The sequence below is a fragment of the Streptococcus mitis genome, assembly GCF_946188695.1.
Lineage (GTDB): Bacteria > Bacillota > Bacilli > Lactobacillales > Streptococcaceae > Streptococcus > Streptococcus mitis_DF.
The window spans coordinates 1-17,019 of sequence record NZ_CAMHWI010000010.1 but is presented as its reverse complement, the minus strand read 5'-3'; the positions used below and the strand labels follow the sequence as shown (position 1 = coordinate 17,019).

Here is a 17,019-nt window from a genome sequence, read left to right as displayed (position 1 = left end):
GTAAAAAGCATAGAAAAACAGCCCCTAAGGACTGTTTGATCTTATACTGTAGCTGCTTGATCCAAGCTTTCACCAATAGCGGCTAGGCGCTCGACAACTTCTGCTTGTGTCAATTCATTTTCTGAAACATAGCGGTTACGTGGGTGAACACGGCACTCGTGTGAGCATCCACGAAGGTACTTGTCTTCATTTTTTTCTGATGTCAAGATACGACGGTTACAGAATGGATTTCCACAGTTGACATAACGTTCACATGGTGTTCCATCAAACCAGTCTTTTCCTACGATAGTTGGGTTGACATGGTTAACATCTACGGCAATACGCTCGTCAAAGACGTACATTTTCCCATCCCAAAGCTCACCTTGGACTTCTGGGTCTTTACCGTAAGTTGCGATTCCTCCGTGCAATTGGCCGACATCTTTGTAGCCTTCACGGACCATCCAGCCTGAGAATTTCTCACAGCGAACGCCACCTGTACAGTAAACCACGACGCGCTTGTCCATGAATTTTTCTTTGTTGTCACGAACCCACTGTGGCAACTCACGGAAGTTGCGGATATCTGGGCGGATAGCCCCACGGAAATGTCCTAGGTCGTACTCGTAATCGTTACGTGTGTCAAGGACAACTGTATCTTCGTCAAGAAGGGCTTCTTTGAACTCTTTTGGAGACAAGTAAGCACCTGTTGTTTCAAGTGGGTTGATGTCATTGTCAAAGTCGTTGTCTTCCAAACCAAGGTGGACAATTTCTTTCTTGTAGCGAACGAACATCTTCTTGAAGGCTTGTTCATTTTCTTCATCAATCTTGAACCAGAGATCTTCCATGCCTGGGAGGCTGTGAACGTAGTCCATGTATTTTTGAGTTGTTTCATAATCACCTGAAACTGTTCCGTTAATTCCCTCGTCAGCAACTAGGATACGACCTTTAAGGCCGATTGATTTACAGAAAGCCAAGTGGTCTGCAGCAAATTGCTCTGCATTTTCAATTGGAGTGTAAAGGTAGTAAAGTAAGACACGAATATCTTTTGCCATAAGATTTGTTCTCTTTTCTATTCTTAAATTTTCAGAATTTTTCATCTAACTATACTAGTATACCTGCTTGAGAAAGCGAATGCAATTTATTTGACTGGAAATTGTAGAAAGGGATTTATCCCTGCACTTCATCAGTAACCATAGCGAATCGCAGATAGTTCTCTCAATTTTTTGATCTGCTCAGCTTGACTTTCTGACAGAATCAGCTTATTGTCAATTAACATACGTGAGATGTCAACATTCATTTGACTCAATATAAATGGGGTAGAGGTCCCATCGTCCTCTAATCGTCTTTTATAAATCACTAATTGATTTTTCAAGGGAGGCAATTGAGGCGCATCCTTTATATCTTCTACTAGATAGTCTATGATAGTCATAGCTTCACAACGCCTTTCACTTCCTCCAGCAAACCATTTTAATGGTGTTATTCTTATTTCCCTCCTTAAATTGAATAACTATCATTCCTAACGCTCGTGCCAGTATTTACCCAAATACCCTGTGTAAAAAAGTCAGCAAAAATGGTAATGTTGCGAAAATATTATTGATCACATGCACCGCATAGGATGGATAAATACTCTTGGTATAGCGGGTCAAACCAGCAAAGATGATTCCAACTGTTGCAAAGACCAAAATATCTAACAGACTAGGCAGGCTTGAAAAATGAGGAAGAGCAAATAAAATTGACGGAAGAAGCAAATCAAGGCCAAATCTCGAATGCTTAAAAAAGGCGTGTTGCAGTAATCCTCTATAGATCAGCTCTTCCATAAGTGGAGTCAGAAAGAACAAAGTTATATAGATACCTAGCTCAGCAAAGTTGGTCCCACTATAACCGATCAATACAGCCCAACCTTCAGCAGTTGACTGAACATATTTAGCTGTCTGAACGTTAAAAGAAATCTGGAGCACTACCACTAATACTGTCAAAATCGAATACCAAAGCCATTTTTTTCTTGGAATGCGAAAGAGATAACCATGGCCTGTCTTAACCAGAATCCAAATCATGACTCCACTAAATAGCAAACTCAAGATATTTTGAATCCAGACGAAATTGCCAATCTGGGAAGAAAATTGCCAATAATTTTGAACAATAAGCGTCAGCTTAGCAAGTCCAAATACGAAAAACAGGTAAGAGAAGACTGCACTTATTTTGAGTAGAAGCTGATACTTTTTCATTTGAACCCTCCTTTGTAAACTCGAGACATCTCTAATATAAGCCATATTTGCCCAAATCCTTACTCCAAATCCTAAATGGTTCTTGAGATTTCCTGAATGGTTAAATAGGGATAAGAGAAAACATGGATATATATGTTATTGTTTCAAAAAATCACTGCCTCCCCCAGATAAGCCTGAGGAAAACAGTGATTCAGTTTTTAGGAATTAGGAATGAATACACGAAATCAATTGATCTTATGATTTTTTGTTTTTCAAGAATTCATCGTATTGTTTTTGCATTTCGTTCAATACTTTATCGTAGGCACCTTCAGATTTCAATTTTTCCATCAATTCTGGAATAGCTTTGTCTGGGTCTACAGTACCAGTGTTGATAGCTGTATCGAATTGTTGCATTGTGTTAGATATTGCTGAGATTTCAGATTTCACATTGTCAGTGTTAAAGATGAATCCAAGCGCTGGAGATTCTTTAGCTTCAGCCAATTGTTTCTTAGAGTCTGCGATTTGTTGGTCTGTAACGTTTTCGTTGATGTAAAGGATCCAGTTGTTACCAGTGTTCCATCCACCCATGTGAGTGTTTCCTTTGTAGCCATCAAGGACTTTAACACGGTTTTCTTTACCTGCAAGTTTTTCCCAGTTCTTGCCTTCTGGACCGTAAACAAGACCGTTCAAGAGTTCTGGGTTAGTGTTCAAGAGATTCAACACTTCCATTGATTTTTCTTTGTTCTTAGAGTTGTTTGAGATAACAAAGTTAGCAACTTGTGTTGTTTGGTTTTTCTTAATGAAGTTAGTGATTGGTTTGATTTGGATATCTTTGTTGGCAACACGTGAAAGCAAGCTGTTACCGTAGTCAGCTGGTCCTACTGTTTCTTCACGAACGAACCAAGTATCTTGTTGAAGGTCAAATGAAGTATCACTTGTTGCTACGTCTTTTGGAATATAGCCAGCTTCATAGAATTTATGAAGAGTCTTCAAGTGTTCTTTGAAACGAGGTACTTCGTAACGGTTTACAATCTTAGTAGTGTCCCCTTCAAGGTCAATAACGAATGGAAGTCCATTTGGAACTGGGTAGTCAAAGTTATCAGATGGAATGAAGTTCTTAGTAACTGCAAATGGCACTACATCTGGAGCTTTTTCTTTGATTTGTTTCAAGACTGGTTCAAGTGTTTCGTATGAAGTGACACCTGAAATATCGATACCGTATTTAGCAATGAGAGTTCCGTTGAAGGCAAAGTTTTGAGATGATGCAACGTTGGCTGCAACTGGAACTGCGTAAATTTTACCGTTAATGCTGTTACCTTTGATGTAAGCTGGGTCAAGTGCTTTGTAAAGTTCTGCCCCTTCTTTCTTGTACAAGTCAGTCAAGTCAGCATAGGCACCTTTTTGAGCATTTACAACATAGTTAGATGCAAAGGCGATATCGTAGTTTTCACCAGATGATGTGATAACTGACATTTTCTTATCATAGTCACCCCATCCAAGATATTGGATATCCAATTTAGCACCAACTTTTTCACCGATGATTTTGTTAGCATTTTCTAGCAATTCATCCAAGTTATCTGGTTTGTCACCGATTTGGTACATTTTGATAACAGTTTTTTCACCTGAAGCTGAGTCAGCAGCTTTTTTGCTGTTACCTGAAAGGTTTCCACAAGCAGCGAGACCAGCAGCCAAAGCGACTACGCTAGCAGATGCAAAAGCATATTTTTTCCAGTTTTTCATGACAAAAACTCCTTTTTTTATTTTTAAACTTATAAACAATGTAATGATCTTATACTCAATGAAAATCAAAGAGCAAACTAGGAAACTAGTCGCAGGCTGCTCAAAACACTGTTTTGAGGTTGTAGATGAAACTGACGAAGTCAGGAACATATATCTACGGCAAGGCGACGTTGACGCGGTTTGAAGAGATTTTCGAAGAGTATTAACTTCACACAAGGGAAGTTGGGAACTGAGAAATATTTTTCTCAACAAGCACTATTCTTTCACACCACCGATAGTCAAACCTTTTACAAAGTAGCGTTGGAAGAATGGATACAAGATTGCGATTGGAAGGGTTGCGACCACAACCATGGCCATACGGCCTGTTTCTTTCGGTAGAGCAACTCCCAGTTGACCTGAAAGGCCGACTGCTTTGGCGATGTAGTCCATATTTTGTTGGATTTGCATGAGCAAATATTGCAATGGATACAAGTTATCACTCTTGATATAAAGAAGGGCGTTGAACCAGTCATTCCAGAAACCAAGAGCTGTCAAGAGCGTGATGGTTGCGATACCTGGTAATGACAATGGCAAACAGATTTGGAAGAAGATCCGGGCTTCACTGGCACCATCGATACGAGCAGATTCTAGAATGGCTTCTGGAATGGTCTTCTTGAAGAAGGAACGCATCAAGATGATGTTAAATGGTGAGAGAAGCATTGGAACAATCAAGGCCCAAACTGTATCACCGAGTTGAAGTAAACGAGTCACCACAATATAGCCTGGTACCAAACCAGCGTTGAACAACATACTAAGAAGGGCAAAAATCGTAAAGAATCTGCGATACTTAAAGGTTGTCCGTGAGATGGCGTAGGCATAGGTTGTTGTGATAAAAACGTTTGTGATAGTCCCCACCACTGTTACAAATACTGAGATGAAGAGGGCTTGTAGGATTTTATCCTTAAACTGTGCCAAGAACTCAAAACCGTCTAAGCCAAATTGAGATGGGAAGAAGCTATATCCATTTTGCAGGATACTCTTTTCATCTGTCACCGAAATCACGATAACGAATACAAAGGGTAGGATACAAGATAGGGCGATCAAACCCGAAATGATACTGAAGAAGATATCCGCTTTCTTACTGAAGGAGTGAATGCCGACATTATCAATTTTTTCTTTTTTAATTTTCTTTTCTGCCATATTCTCCTCCTTTCTAGAACAAGGCTGAGTTTGGATCAACTCGTCTTGCAAGTAAGTTTGATAGGATAACCAGAATCAAACCGACAACTGATTGGTAAAGACCTGCCGCTGAAGCCATCCCGATATCCGCTGTCTGAGTCAAACCGTTATAAACATATACGTCCAAGACGTTGGTTACGTTATAAAGCTGACCAGCATTATGTGGGATTTGGTAGAAGAGACCAAAGTCTGCACGGAAGATATTTCCGACTGCAAGGATAGTCAATACGGTTACCAATGGTGTCAACTGCGGAATGGTTACATTACGAATTCGTTGCCATTTGCTGGCCCCGTCCACTGTTGCTGCTTCGTAGTAGGTTGGATCAATTCCCATGATTGTCGCATAGTACATGACACTGCTATATCCAAAGCCTTTCCAAATACCTAGGAAAAGTAGGAGATATGGCCAGATACCCAAGTCAGCATAGAAATTGATTTCTTTGAGACCAAGAGTTTCCAATAAATGGTTGAACACCCCTTTATCAATGTTTAGGAAGGCATCTGTAAAGAAACTGATGATAACCCAAGACAAGAAGTAAGGGAACAACATGGAAGTTTGGAAGATTTTAACCATTCTCTTAGAACGGAGCTCACTGAGGATAATGGCAATCCCTACTGATACAATCAAGCCAATAAAGATAAAGCCAAGATTGTAGAGGACAGTATTTCGTGTGATAATAAAGGCGTCTCTTGAACTAAATAAGAATCTGAAGTTATCTAGTCCAACCCATTTACTATTCATGATACTATCTATGAATCCATTACTGGTCATGTGGTAGTCTTTAAAGGCAACCACGTTCCCAAATACTGGAATGTAGAAGAATAGAATCAACCAGAGTGCCCCTGGTAAAACCATCAAGAGAAAGATCCAGTTGTCTCTCAAGGTTTTTGAAAACTTATTCATAATTTCCTCCCTTTTTTATTTTGATATCCATCTAAAAATTCCTTTTTAGACTTTTGATAACGATTACATTATTAGTATACTCCTATTTGCAGGTTAGGTTAAACTACTAATTATAGAAAAAACTCCACAAATTATTTTATGTGGAGTACTTTTGAAGAAAGGGATGTTTCACGGGAAACACTCTGAACAAGGGACACTGTTCTTGTTTTTAAGTCGTGTAAATCGTTGAAGCTGTCGCAATGGTATGCCACTGGTTGGCTGTTGTAGCTGCGAAATCCTTGTCTGCGTAGAAGTCAGTAAATGGTAAGATTTCCACTTCTAGCTCATCGATACGGTTCAGCTGACCTGCCAGATAAGCCTCGATGCGACTTTCTGCTCGCTTGATGCGTTGCAAGAGTCCTCCCATACGGATATCAACCGTATCCAAGCCAAAGACCTTGTTTTCCTTCAACCATTGATGGCTAAAGAGGGCATGGAAGTCTTCAATTTGGCTTCTAAGTTTTGGTAATTCTTGTCTGGCAATTTCTTGCAGACTTTCTTTATCGTTTACTTGATAGGCCTGACGAATGCGTCGTCCCACATCCACTTTGCTACTTAAAATCTGGTTCAACTGGGCCTGCGTTTCAAAGAGGTAGGCATAGTTGCCAGCTTTTTCTTTAATGTCAGCAAGCGTCTCAGCAGCTTGAGCGAAGTGCGGTTTGTCCTGTTCAGGTGTCATGTGCTGGTCAAGGATCGGACAGAGAATATCCTGATAAAAGACATAGCGGTTGGGGTTGATGCCGCTGAGGTTGCCTGGTAGATCTGGCAAGAGGTTAGCAAGGTCAATCTGCATAAAATCCTCAACTGATAGGCCTGTATTGGTCTGGAAGTGAGCAGACAAACGGTCTAGGTCATTGCGATAGCTGAGTTCTGCCCAGATTTGCAAGCTTGGTAGGATAGAAAACTGAGCGGTCTCACCACCATTGTCCCCCCAACCCGTCACGATGACTTCTTTGATATCATTGACACGGCAGGCTTTATTGGCTTCAAGAGCAATGAGACGGCTGAAATGGTTGTTGGGTGTGAAACCAATCCACTTCCAAGCTCCCCCTGCAAAGGCAAGATCATGGCTAATCTTATGATGATTGCGGAAATTGCGGTTGTATTTTTCCTCGCTATCCTGATAATAGTCCCAGTAAACCAAGGTCACACGATCTTTGAGACGGTCGAGGTAGACACGCGTTTCCTCTGGAATTTCCACATCACGGTCGTACTGGCCATCTGCTGACATAAGTTTAAAGAACATATCGCTCCACATCTGGCAGTGGAAACCATATTTGTCAGCAATATCCAGCACGCGCTCCAAGTGTTGGCACATGAGGAGACTACGATCCACAACACCGTTCAGAATCAAGTAGCGTCCCAAACCAACCAAGTGGGCTTCGTCCATCCCGATATTGACCTTACGAGTCTTCAATTTAGATAGAGTAGCAAACATGCCATCAATCAGGTTATAAACCTTTTCTTCGCCAATGAGAAGAATGTCCTCTACATCACGGAGTTCCTGCACTTCCTTGACACCCCATTTGACGAAGGCTGACAAGTGAGCCAAGGTCTGGATACAGGGCACAAAGGTCATGTCAAACTGCTGGGCATAAGTTTCGATTTCCTGCAATTCCTCAGCTGAGTAGGCTCCACGGAAATAGCCAAAGTAAGGCTGCCCTTCAATCTGGTAGGTGTCTTCCATGTAAAGCTCAAAGGTTGAGTAGCCCATGAGAGCCAAGACCTCAATCATCTGCTTGGCAGAAGCCACATTCAGCACCGCATTTCGCGAACAGTCTGCCATATAGGCTAAATCTTTATAAGCCGCCTGCTCCTCAATCTCTACTTTATCACCTTCTGCTAGAGCTGTTACCAACAAGGACAAGGCACGATAAAGTTGGTGAGGTTTGCGGTAGGTCAATTGATAGTGACCATCCTCACCCTTGATAGAGATAGAGGCTTGGTCAGACTGAAAAACTGCCACTTCCACATCTGGTAAAGAGATATGCTTTGTTAGCAAGTCGATTGCCTGAGTTTGTTTGTCACTAATTCCTGTAAATCTTACCATTGGTTTTCCTCCTGTAGCCAGTTGACAAGGGCACCGTAGAGATTGGCATCTGCATGATAGGTGCAGGCTTGGATAACTGGTGCGACCGTGTATTCTTCGTAGGTATCAACAAAGTCATCTACAGCCTTCTTGACACCTTGAATAAAATCTGGATTTTGACTGATAGAGCCTCCCAGACTGATGACATCTGGATCAATCAGATACTGGATATTGAGCAAGCCTTGCGCCAGATTGCGGTTCATGCGCTCAATGGCTTCTTGGCAAAGGGCATTTCCTGCTTCGGCCTCTTGGTAAATCTTGCGACCGTCCCAGTCAGTCTGACCAGATTTTTCAATCACGTAGCGCACCATATTTCCAGTTGACGCTAGTTGCGACCAGTTGTTGAGCTTTTCAGCAGGGGCAAGGGTGGTCATGTAGCCAAATTCCCCACCCAGACCGTGGCGACCGCGATGAAGTCTGCCATTGATAATCATAGCTCCGCCAATCCCTGTCCCAATCACGACACAAGCTGCATTTTCAAGTTCTGGATGAGCTAGTAATTCACTGAGTCCAACGCAGTTGGCATCATTTTCCAGATGGACAGGAATCTGATAAGAGCTAAGCACCTCATACCAAGAAAAACCGTGGATATAAGGGACGGCACTGAAGCCATCAATCACACCAGTTTTTTGATTGACCGCGCCCGGAACGCTCATAGCAATCCCGCTGTAATCCTGCTCTGACAAGCGCTGGTCTAGCCAAGCTAGTAAGTCCTCCAAGTTTTCAGGCGTTGGAATGCTTGTCTTATTCAGTATTTTCCCATCAGGAGTCAGACTGGCAAACTTAATCCCAGTCCCTCCGATATCAATTGTTGCAATGGTCATTGTTTTTACCATAAAAAGGGGCGAATCAGCAGTTAGTTCTTACCTTTTCGCCCCTCCTTTCTTTTTATGTTTACTTTTTGAAATTAAATTTCTTCTTTTTTGATGAATTCTGTACGAATCTCTTGTGGTGAAATGAGGCCTCTATGAACTGGATATGGTCGTTCAAGCAGGTCAAGGAAGAGATGTTGACTTTCCGGTACACGTACATTTTCACTACACATATTGTAGTAACGAAGGACATAGCCTTCTTCATTTTCAGCTACCTTAAAGGCTGTTGGACAGATTTGCGGTATGCTGAGAACAGAATGGCTCAAGAGGCTACCAGTCGCAGCCACGCTTCCTTCCTGTCTAGCAAGCTGAAGGCTGGTAAACGGTGTCTGCAAGGCTTTAGCTCGACGATAGGCTGAGAAGCGTTCTTGGGCTTGGTGGCATTCAAGCGCAAACTCGACTTCAAACTCACGCAAGCATTGAGCTTCTGGTGTTGGGAAGTAGCCCCAGTCACCCAACTCACCTGATGCACGCAGAATAGTCACGGCAATGGTGTCGTCTCCAAGGATTTCGTATTCATTCAATCCCTTGTTGGATACAGTCACACCTTTTTCATCATCATACAGGCTGACAAAGGCTTGTTGGTGTTGAGGATTTTCAGGATTTTCCCATGAAGCAGCTGGTTTGTTTGGTCGTGTCACCACCTCATAAATGCTTTCAGAATCATTGCTTGGACGCGTATTATGAGTCTTGACCAAGAGACGGATACGGTGGTCTTTAGCGGTATTAGTAAAGCGAGTCTTAAAGCGGATTTGTGGATTGTCAACAAAGACAGTCAACTCAGTTTCAAGAGAAATGCTTGTCAATTCTTCTGATCGTCCAGCCTCACGCTTCATAAACTCGATGATGCCTTTTTGCTCTTCTTCTAGCTTTTCATCTGCACTGACAGGCACGGTCAATTCATGTTTGAGCAAAATCTTAGCGTAGCGAGCTGTGTTTTCCAAGACCTCGTAGCCCTTAAGCTCTGCATAGATTGGCTCTGTTCCTTTTGGTTGGAAATAGATATACTCGTTTCCGATGTCCCCACGGTCTTCGAAGCGGATAAAATCTTCATAGGCTTCGTGAGTTGTCTTGTCATAAACTGTGATATTGTCATCCACACTCACCGTTACAAATGGCGTATCAATCACTCCGTTTTGGTAAATACCGTCGCGGTGTTCTTGCTCTCCTTCCAGCAATTGGAAAGTTGTCCAAGAAAGTGGCGCTAGGTGAACTGGAATGGTCACGCGCACTTGACGAGCAATACGAGCTTGGCGGAACTTATCTTTTGGTAAATCGTACTCAAAATTAGCTCCGAGATCTTCGATTTTAGCCTCTACAGGACGACCATCCAAATCCTCCACACGGTAGCTTGGCAAGGTTAAAGCAGCCATCTTATTGTAACCTTCTGTTGGGTGCAATTCCTTAAAATCACAAGTCGCAACATCAATCACTGTGCTGACAGTATCGACCTTATCATGCAAGCCTGTGTTAATGACAGTAAAGAGATAATCACTTTGAGCCTTAGCTGTAGCGATTTTACCCTTCCATTCATTAAGAAGATTGCTCTTAACAAAGGTTCCGACTTGGTTAACCTTGGCAAAACGTGTCTCCATCTCACGATGAACTTCGTCCACGCTACAGCCACAGATACTATCATGCGGCGCATTCTGCAAAAGTGTTTTCCAAGCATAGGTCAACTGATCCTTGTGGTTGTGGCCCCCAGTGATAATCGTCAAGGGTTCTACAACTTGCTCTAGGAGGTTGCTATTTTCTTGGAAGGCTTGTTTGAGATAAATACGAGATGAAGAAGTGTTGGCAAGTGTGTACCAGCCGTCTGTTTCCTGACTGGTCAACTCACCTGTAACCGTTGATAATTGCTCTGGTAGGGCACTTTCCACGGCTTGGACATATTCATCAAAAGAACTATGAACAAAGGTTACATCTGGGAAGAGTTCATTTGCCACACGAATGGCTTCACTCAAATTTTTCTGGACGGGCTGATGGTCACAGCCGTTCATCATCAACCACTGGTTGGTTGAAGCATAGTCACGCACGTCTGCCAGTTTTTGTTTCCAGAAGGTCAAGGCCTCGTCTTTATCAACTGGAATTTCATTCCCATTACTGTACCAGTTGGCAAAGAGAATCCCGAGGACACGACTTCCGTCCGCACCCTGCCAATACATTTCTGAAAACTGAGAAGTAAACTGCTCATCTTCGAGGACTTGGTTGTCAAATCCAATCGGCTTCACACCACGACCAAAAGCTGCCACATGAATGCCTGATTTTTGAAGAATTTGAGGCGCTTGTCCCATATTTCCAAAGGTATCTGGAAAGTAACCAATCTGGGTTGATTTGCCCCATTTTGCACATTCTGCTTGACCAATCAAGGTATTGCGGACATTGGCTTCACTTGAAATCAAATAATCATCCTGCAAGATGTAAAAGGGACCTATTTTAAGTTTGCCTTGGTCGATGTATCGTTGGACTTTGTCGCGATTTTCAGGGCGAATTTGCAAGTAGTCATCAAGGACAATAGTTTGACCATCCAAGTGGAAGCTCTTGAACTCAGGGTCATTTTCAAAGAGATCAAAGAGATTGTCAAATAATTCCACCAACTGCATACGGTGGCTTTCAAAAGGCAAGTACCACTCACGGTCCCAGTGACTATGTGAGATAATATGTACAACAACATTTTCCATGAAGTAAAACCTCATTCTAAATTTAAATTTTAACGTTTTAAATGTAAATTTGTGATTCTAACAAGAATCAGTTGCGCTAAAGCGTGTTCCTTAGCGGATATCCAAGTAATCCAAGACCAATTCACAGAACATCATATTGGCCCAAGAGAACCATTCACGTGAGTAGAGGGTCGGATCATCTACGTGGAAGCTTTCGTGCATAACGCCTGTCCCACCATCACAAGCAACTAGCTGATCTAGCAAGAATTTTTTCTCAGCTTTATCTGTAGCTGTCAAGCCTTGGATAGAAAGGGCGATTGGCCAGATATAGCGATAGAAGGTATGAGAACTTCCGAGACCGCTAGCGTATTCTCCTTGGTAGAAGTAGGGATTTTCAGGGCTCAGAATGGTGCGACGAGTTGCTTGATACACTTCATCATCGACCGAACAGTAGCCCAGATAAGGCGCCGCCAACAAACTTGGTACGTTTGGATCATCCATGATGCTAGCATTTCCTAGACCATCCACTTCAAAGGCATAAATCTTTTCGCCCTTGCTGTTGGTGGTGTAAGCGTAGTTTTCGATTCCTTCTTGGATTTCAGACTGGAGGCGCTTAGCATCAGCAATAATACTCTCGCTATCAGCTAGGTCTAGTTCTGCAAAGATTTCTTGCACGTAACCCAAGACTACTACAGCAAACATATTGGACGGAATCAAGTAACTATACTGGCAACAGTCATCACTCGGACGGAAGGCTGACCAGGTCATGCCTGTCACTGCAAAATCAGGGCCAAATCCATCATTTACCAGAGTATCTTCCTTGCGGTCTGTATCTCGAACAAAACGATAAGGTGAGTTCTTGTGGTCTTGTTCCACCGTCCACAGATGAAGAATTTCCTTAGTCGCTTTGACAAAAGTCTCATCAAACTGACTAGTCTCGCCAGTCTCTTTCCAGAGGAGATAAGCCAGCTGCAAAGGATAGCAAAGCGAGTCTACCTCGTACTTGCGCTCCCAAATCCAGCCATTAAGGTCGGTATGGTCAGTCTCGTGGTGACCCTTCCAGTTCTCCTCAATGTTAAAGGAATTGGCATAAGGATCCTTGAGAATCAAGGTCATCTGACGCTTAACCAAACCAGCAACGGTCTGGCGCAAGAGAGGGTCTCTTTTAGCAACATGCAGGTAGGGTCTGAGTTGGGCTGTTGAATCCCGAAGCCACATAGCAGGAATATCCCCAGTCAAGACAAAAGTTGAACCATCTTCTAGGATTTCAACCGTATTGTCCAAGGTGTCTGTATAGCAACGCTCGAAAACATCCACCCACTCCGGATGGTCCTTGGCCCGCTCTGCTACTTCATCCAGCCATTCTCTAACAATTTCTTTCGAATAAATCATCGTGCAATTTCCTCTTTCAAACAAGTTTCATTTTCAGTATATAGCTTTTGGGACAGAAAATACATACACAAATGATAGTCATTTTTCTACAAAATAGTTATCTTTAAAACTCCTTTTCTAAAGGTCCTCTTTTTCTGATATAATGTAGAAAAACAGCTAAAGGAAAGACTATGAAACCACTACTTGAAACCATCGATACCCGCCTTGGAACTGTCAGCAAACATGCCTTTTCTCGAGGAAATACCCTGCCTTACACAGGCGTACCTTTTGGGATGAATTACTTTGTGCCCCAGGCCAGTGACCAGGAGGGAGCTTGGTTTTTCGATCCACATTTGCCCATCTTTCAGGGGATTCGATTAACCCACCAGCCTAGTCCTTGGATTGGGGACTACTCTTGGCTCCTCCTGACACCTGTCACAGGCCAACTAGGTGGAGACAGCCTCTTCCACCGCCAGTCTTCCTATGATAGGGATAAGGCCTCTTTCCAACCTCATTATCTGAAGATTTTCTCCCTGCGCTATCAGATTGAAAGCCAGCTTACACCGACTTGCTATGGCGCTTCTATTCATTTAGAGCAAAAGCAAGGCAAAGCCCTCTCCCTCTATCTTCACGCGGTAGATGAACTGACAGTAGAGCAAGTAAATAAGAGAACTCTTGCCCTGCGACAAGAAGGTAAAACTGAAACCAACAAAAATCCGCTAAAACTATTCACTGTCCTGCAAATGAATACGGATATTCTTGCTGTCAGCCCAGAAGGTGGTGACTGGCGAATTGACCTAGCAAGCAACCATGCTGAGATTCAGCTAGCCACTTCTTTCATCTCGCCTTCTCAAGCACTGCTTAATCTACCTCAAAAAGATTTTGATAGCTGTAAAGCAAGTGCACAAGCGGATTGGGAAAATCTCCTCCATCGTTTTGACGTTATAGAGACAGGAGAAGCTGACCGAACCTTCTTTGATCACTGTCTCTACAGACTCTTCCTCTTCCCACAGATTTTTTATGAGGTTGACGAATCAGGGCAAGCCATCCACAAAGATCTGGCTACTGGCACTGTCAAGCCCGGTGTTCTCTTCAGTAACAATGGTTTCTGGGATACCTTCCGGACCACCTTCCCCCTCTTTGCCCTTATCATACCTGAACACTATCACTGCTTTTTAGAAGGCTTTCTCAATAGCTACCGCGATACTGGTTTCCTCCCAAAATGGCTAGCCCCAGATGAACGGGGCATGATGCCAGGTACCCTTTTAGACGGCATTATCGCAGATAGCGCCTGCAAGGACATGGCTCCCGACTTGGAAGAAGAACTCCTCCAAGCTATGCTCGAAACAGCCAGCAAGGCCGATCCTCTCGGCATCAATGGCCGCCACGGACTAGCCCAATACCAAGAACTGGGCTACCTCTCTACCGACCACCACGAAAGCGTCAGCCACACTCTTGACTATGCCTATAGCGACTTTTGTATCGCCAGCTGTGCCGAAAAACTTGGTCAGAATGACATCGCGGAAACTTATAGAACTGCGTCACAAAATTACCGCCATCTATTTGACGCTGAAACAGGTTACATGCGAGCGCGAGACAATCGAGGCAACTTCCGCCCTGACTTCTCTCCCTATAGTTGGGGGCGAGACTATGCCGAATGCTCTGCCATTCAAGCAACCCTAGGTGTCCTCCACGATATCCCAGGCTTGATCCAGCTTATGGGTGGAAAAGAAGCCTTTAGTCTCTACCTTTTAAAAGCCTGTCAAGATGCTCCCCTCTTTGAGACAACAGGCTATGGTTACGAAATTCACGAAATGAGCGAAATGGCTACTGCTCCTTTTGGACAACTCGCTATTTCCAACCAACCAAGCTTCCACATTCCTTATCTCTTCCGCTACAGCGATTACCCTGACTACACTGCCCTTCTCATCAAGACTCTCCGTCAGAAGGCCTTTCACTCAAGTTGGGAAGCCTATCCTGGCGATGAAGACAATGGTAGTCTCTCGGCCTGGTACATCTGGTCAGCTCTCGGATTTTATCCGACCTGTCCAGGAAAACCAAGCTATGATCTCGGAATCCCTCTCTTTGACCACCTCCGAATCTATCTCGCTAAAGAAGATAAATGGCTAGATATTCATACTGAGCAAAACCACAACCATTTTAACTTTGTCAAAGAATGCCGACTGGACACAACTCTAGTATCAACTATTCAACACCAAGACCTCCTAAAAGCTGATCAGCTAACCTTCACCCTCAGCTGGTTACCAAGTCAGCCGTCCACTTCCTGAAATACAAAAATCTCCTAGCAGACTTTCCTGCTAGGAGATTTTCTTATGAGAGGTACTTGCTTAAGCTTTGAAAATCGGATTTATCATCTGATGTTTATCAAACAATCTACCAATTAAGCTTCTTCGTCTTCTTTACGACGACGGCCTGCAAGACCAAGACCAAGTAATGCACTTGCGGCAGCTGCTACCATAGCTACAGTAGAATCTGCTGTACCTGTATTTGGCAATTCTTTAGCTGCTTTACGCGCGTTTGTTGCTGCTTCTTGGCTAGCATTAGCTGCTGCTTGAGCAGTAGCTGGGGCTACAGCTGGTTTTTGAGCAGCTTGGTCGTTAGCTGGAGTTGCATGATCAGTTGATGAAGCAACTTTTGCCATGAAGTCTTCGATACGTTTAACCATTGCATCCACTTCTGCTTGACTTGCGTCTGCATTAGCAAATACTTTCTTAGCATCTGCTGATAATGCATTCGCTTCTTTTGCAGTTTCTGCATCAAACTTAGCTGATTCTTTGATGATCAATTCATCTAATTGACGAATAGCACCTTCTAACTTAGCTTTATCCACTTTTGCGTCAGTGTTAGTAGCTCCGTTATTGCCTCCACCATTTGATGGTACATATGGACGTTGTTTAAAGATATCTTTAGCTACGATTGTGTAAACTTTACCATCTTTAGTAATTACAGTTGCGTTTCCTGCTTTGTCGAAGATAACTTCTACTACATCAGCATTTGCTCCTTTAATCTTAGCTTTTGCAGCTTCTTTTTCTGCATCTGTTAAGTTATTGAAGTCTGCTACTGTTTCTTTTTCGAAGTCAACGTTGATGTTTTCACCATTGTTCTTAGCTGCAACATCTTTAGCATCTTTAACTAATTGAGCTGCTGGAATTGTTGCTGTATTTCCTTCTGGAGTTGTTACTGTCGCATTTCCGTTTTCGTCTACTACTACAGTTGATCCTGGGTTGACTGCTTTAATTGATTCTTTAACTTTTTCAATTTCATCAGCTGTTAATTTAGCTTTATCTCCAACTAACACTCTAGTTGCTGGTGTATTTACACCATTTTGTTGAGTTGGATCAGTTAATTTATCTTCTGGAATTACTAAGTCAAGTTCTGGGATTACTAATACTGTTCCATCTCCTTTAGTAACGATTACATCACCTTTATCATTTACTACTACAGTTGATCCTGGGTTTACATCCTCTACTGCTTTCTTAACTTTTGCTTTTTCTTCATCTGTTAAGTTAGCTGGATCTTTAACTACTGTCTTAGTTGCTGGTGTATTTGCTCCATTTCCTGCATTTGCTTTACCTGCGTCTGATGCTGACTTAGTTAAGTCTGCTGCTGGAATTGTTGCTGTATTTCCTTCTGGTGTTGTTACTGTTGCGTTTCCTTTATCGTCTACTACAACTTTAGATCCTGGGTTGACTGCTTTAACTTTATCTTCGATCGCTTTCTTCTCAGCGTCTGTTAAGTTAGCTGGATCTTTAACTTCTACCTTAGCTGCTGGTGTGTTTACTGCATTTCCTGCATTTGCTTTTCCTGCATCTGCTGCTGACTTAGTTACGTCTGCTGCTGGAATTACGGCTGTATTTCCTTCTGGTGTTGTTACTGTTGCGTTTCCTTTATCGTCTACTACAACTTTAGATCCTGGGTTGACTGC

Annotated in this window: 12 protein-coding genes; 1 reads left to right on the top strand and 11 read right to left on the bottom strand. The window is 42.9% G+C overall.

The annotated features are described in order from the left end of the window. Positions 1 to 41: 41 nt before the first annotated feature. From trhO to N8L33_RS05520, 10 genes are all read right to left on the bottom strand, one after another. Complete coding sequence (trhO, locus tag N8L33_RS05565; protein WP_261059130.1) at positions 42 to 1,028, bottom strand: oxygen-dependent tRNA uridine(34) hydroxylase TrhO; 987 nt, start codon at positions 1,026 to 1,028, stop codon at positions 42 to 44. Positions 1,029 to 1,159: 131 nt separating this feature from the next. Next, entirely contained in the window at positions 1,160 to 1,456 is a 297-nt protein-coding gene (locus N8L33_RS05560; RefSeq protein ID WP_261059199.1) for a bacteriocin immunity protein, read from the bottom strand. 55 nt (positions 1,457 to 1,511) lie between these two features. Then, positions 1,512 to 2,201, bottom strand: coding sequence for a CPBP family intramembrane glutamic endopeptidase (locus tag N8L33_RS05555; protein ID WP_261059129.1), 690 nt, complete (start codon positions 2,199 to 2,201; stop codon positions 1,512 to 1,514). A gap of 234 nt (positions 2,202 to 2,435) precedes the next feature. Further along, positions 2,436 to 3,920: an ABC transporter substrate-binding protein gene (locus N8L33_RS05550; protein WP_261059127.1), complete on the bottom strand. Its 1,485-nt coding sequence runs from the start codon at positions 3,918 to 3,920 to the stop codon at positions 2,436 to 2,438. Between the two features lie 255 nt (positions 3,921 to 4,175). Beyond that, entirely contained in the window at positions 4,176 to 5,099 is a 924-nt protein-coding gene (locus tag N8L33_RS05545) for a carbohydrate ABC transporter permease (protein WP_023945674.1), read from the bottom strand. A gap of 13 nt (positions 5,100 to 5,112) precedes the next feature. Then, positions 5,113 to 6,042 (bottom strand): ABC transporter permease, encoded by a 930-nt coding sequence (locus N8L33_RS05540; protein ID WP_061758970.1) that lies wholly within the window; start codon positions 6,040 to 6,042, stop codon positions 5,113 to 5,115. A 208-nt stretch (positions 6,043 to 6,250) separates the two neighbouring features. Then, the gene (locus tag N8L33_RS05535) at positions 6,251 to 8,131 is read right to left on the bottom strand and encodes a beta-N-acetylhexosaminidase (protein ID WP_261059126.1); all 1,881 of its coding nucleotides are present in this window, start codon (positions 8,129 to 8,131) and stop codon (positions 6,251 to 6,253) included. Continuing rightward, complete coding sequence (locus N8L33_RS05530; protein WP_261059124.1) at positions 8,125 to 8,994, bottom strand: ROK family protein; 870 nt, start codon at positions 8,992 to 8,994, stop codon at positions 8,125 to 8,127. The genes N8L33_RS05535 and N8L33_RS05530 overlap by 7 nt, the downstream gene beginning before the upstream one ends. Positions 8,995 to 9,077: 83 nt before the next feature. After that, complete coding sequence (locus tag N8L33_RS05525) at positions 9,078 to 11,723, bottom strand: alpha-mannosidase (protein ID WP_261059122.1); 2,646 nt, start codon at positions 11,721 to 11,723, stop codon at positions 9,078 to 9,080. A 90-nt stretch (positions 11,724 to 11,813) separates the two neighbouring features. Further along, positions 11,814 to 13,094 (bottom strand): glycoside hydrolase family 125 protein, encoded by a 1,281-nt coding sequence (locus N8L33_RS05520; protein ID WP_261059121.1) that lies wholly within the window; start codon positions 13,092 to 13,094, stop codon positions 11,814 to 11,816. A gap of 170 nt (positions 13,095 to 13,264) precedes the next feature. Here N8L33_RS05520 and N8L33_RS05515 point away from each other — a divergent pair, with 170 nt between their 5' ends. Continuing rightward, complete coding sequence (locus N8L33_RS05515) at positions 13,265 to 15,361, top strand: GH92 family glycosyl hydrolase (RefSeq protein WP_261059120.1); 2,097 nt, start codon at positions 13,265 to 13,267, stop codon at positions 15,359 to 15,361. A gap of 113 nt (positions 15,362 to 15,474) precedes the next feature. Here N8L33_RS05515 and N8L33_RS05510 read toward each other — a convergent pair. Next, a partial coding sequence (locus tag N8L33_RS05510) for a MiiA motif-containing surface protein (protein WP_261059117.1) occupies positions 15,475 to 17,019 on the bottom strand: 1,545 nt, incomplete at its 5' end.

Excerpts from the sequence above, each read along its gene's own strand:
- trhO (WP_261059130.1), bottom strand. The coding sequence starts at position 1,028 with ATGGCAAAAGATATTCGTGTCTTACTTTACTACCTTTACACTCCAATT.
- N8L33_RS05555 (WP_261059129.1), bottom strand. The coding sequence starts at position 2,201 with ATGAAAAAGTATCAGCTTCTACTCAAAATAAGTGCAGTCTTCTCTTAC.
- N8L33_RS05550 (WP_261059127.1), bottom strand. The coding sequence starts at position 3,920 with ATGAAAAACTGGAAAAAATATGCTTTTGCATCTGCTAGCGTAGTCGCT.
- N8L33_RS05545 (WP_023945674.1), bottom strand. The coding sequence starts at position 5,099 with ATGGCAGAAAAGAAAATTAAAAAAGAAAAAATTGATAATGTCGGCATT.
- N8L33_RS05540 (WP_061758970.1), bottom strand. The coding sequence starts at position 6,042 with ATGAATAAGTTTTCAAAAACCTTGAGAGACAACTGGATCTTTCTCTTG.
- N8L33_RS05535 (WP_261059126.1), bottom strand. The coding sequence starts at position 8,131 with ATGGTAAGATTTACAGGAATTAGTGACAAACAAACTCAGGCAATCGAC.
- N8L33_RS05530 (WP_261059124.1), bottom strand. The coding sequence starts at position 8,994 with ATGACCATTGCAACAATTGATATCGGAGGGACTGGGATTAAGTTTGCC.
- N8L33_RS05525 (WP_261059122.1), bottom strand. The coding sequence starts at position 11,723 with ATGGAAAATGTTGTTGTACATATTATCTCACATAGTCACTGGGACCGT.
- N8L33_RS05520 (WP_261059121.1), bottom strand. The coding sequence starts at position 13,094 with ATGATTTATTCGAAAGAAATTGTTAGAGAATGGCTGGATGAAGTAGCA.
- N8L33_RS05515 (WP_261059120.1), top strand. The coding sequence starts at position 13,265 with ATGAAACCACTACTTGAAACCATCGATACCCGCCTTGGAACTGTCAGC.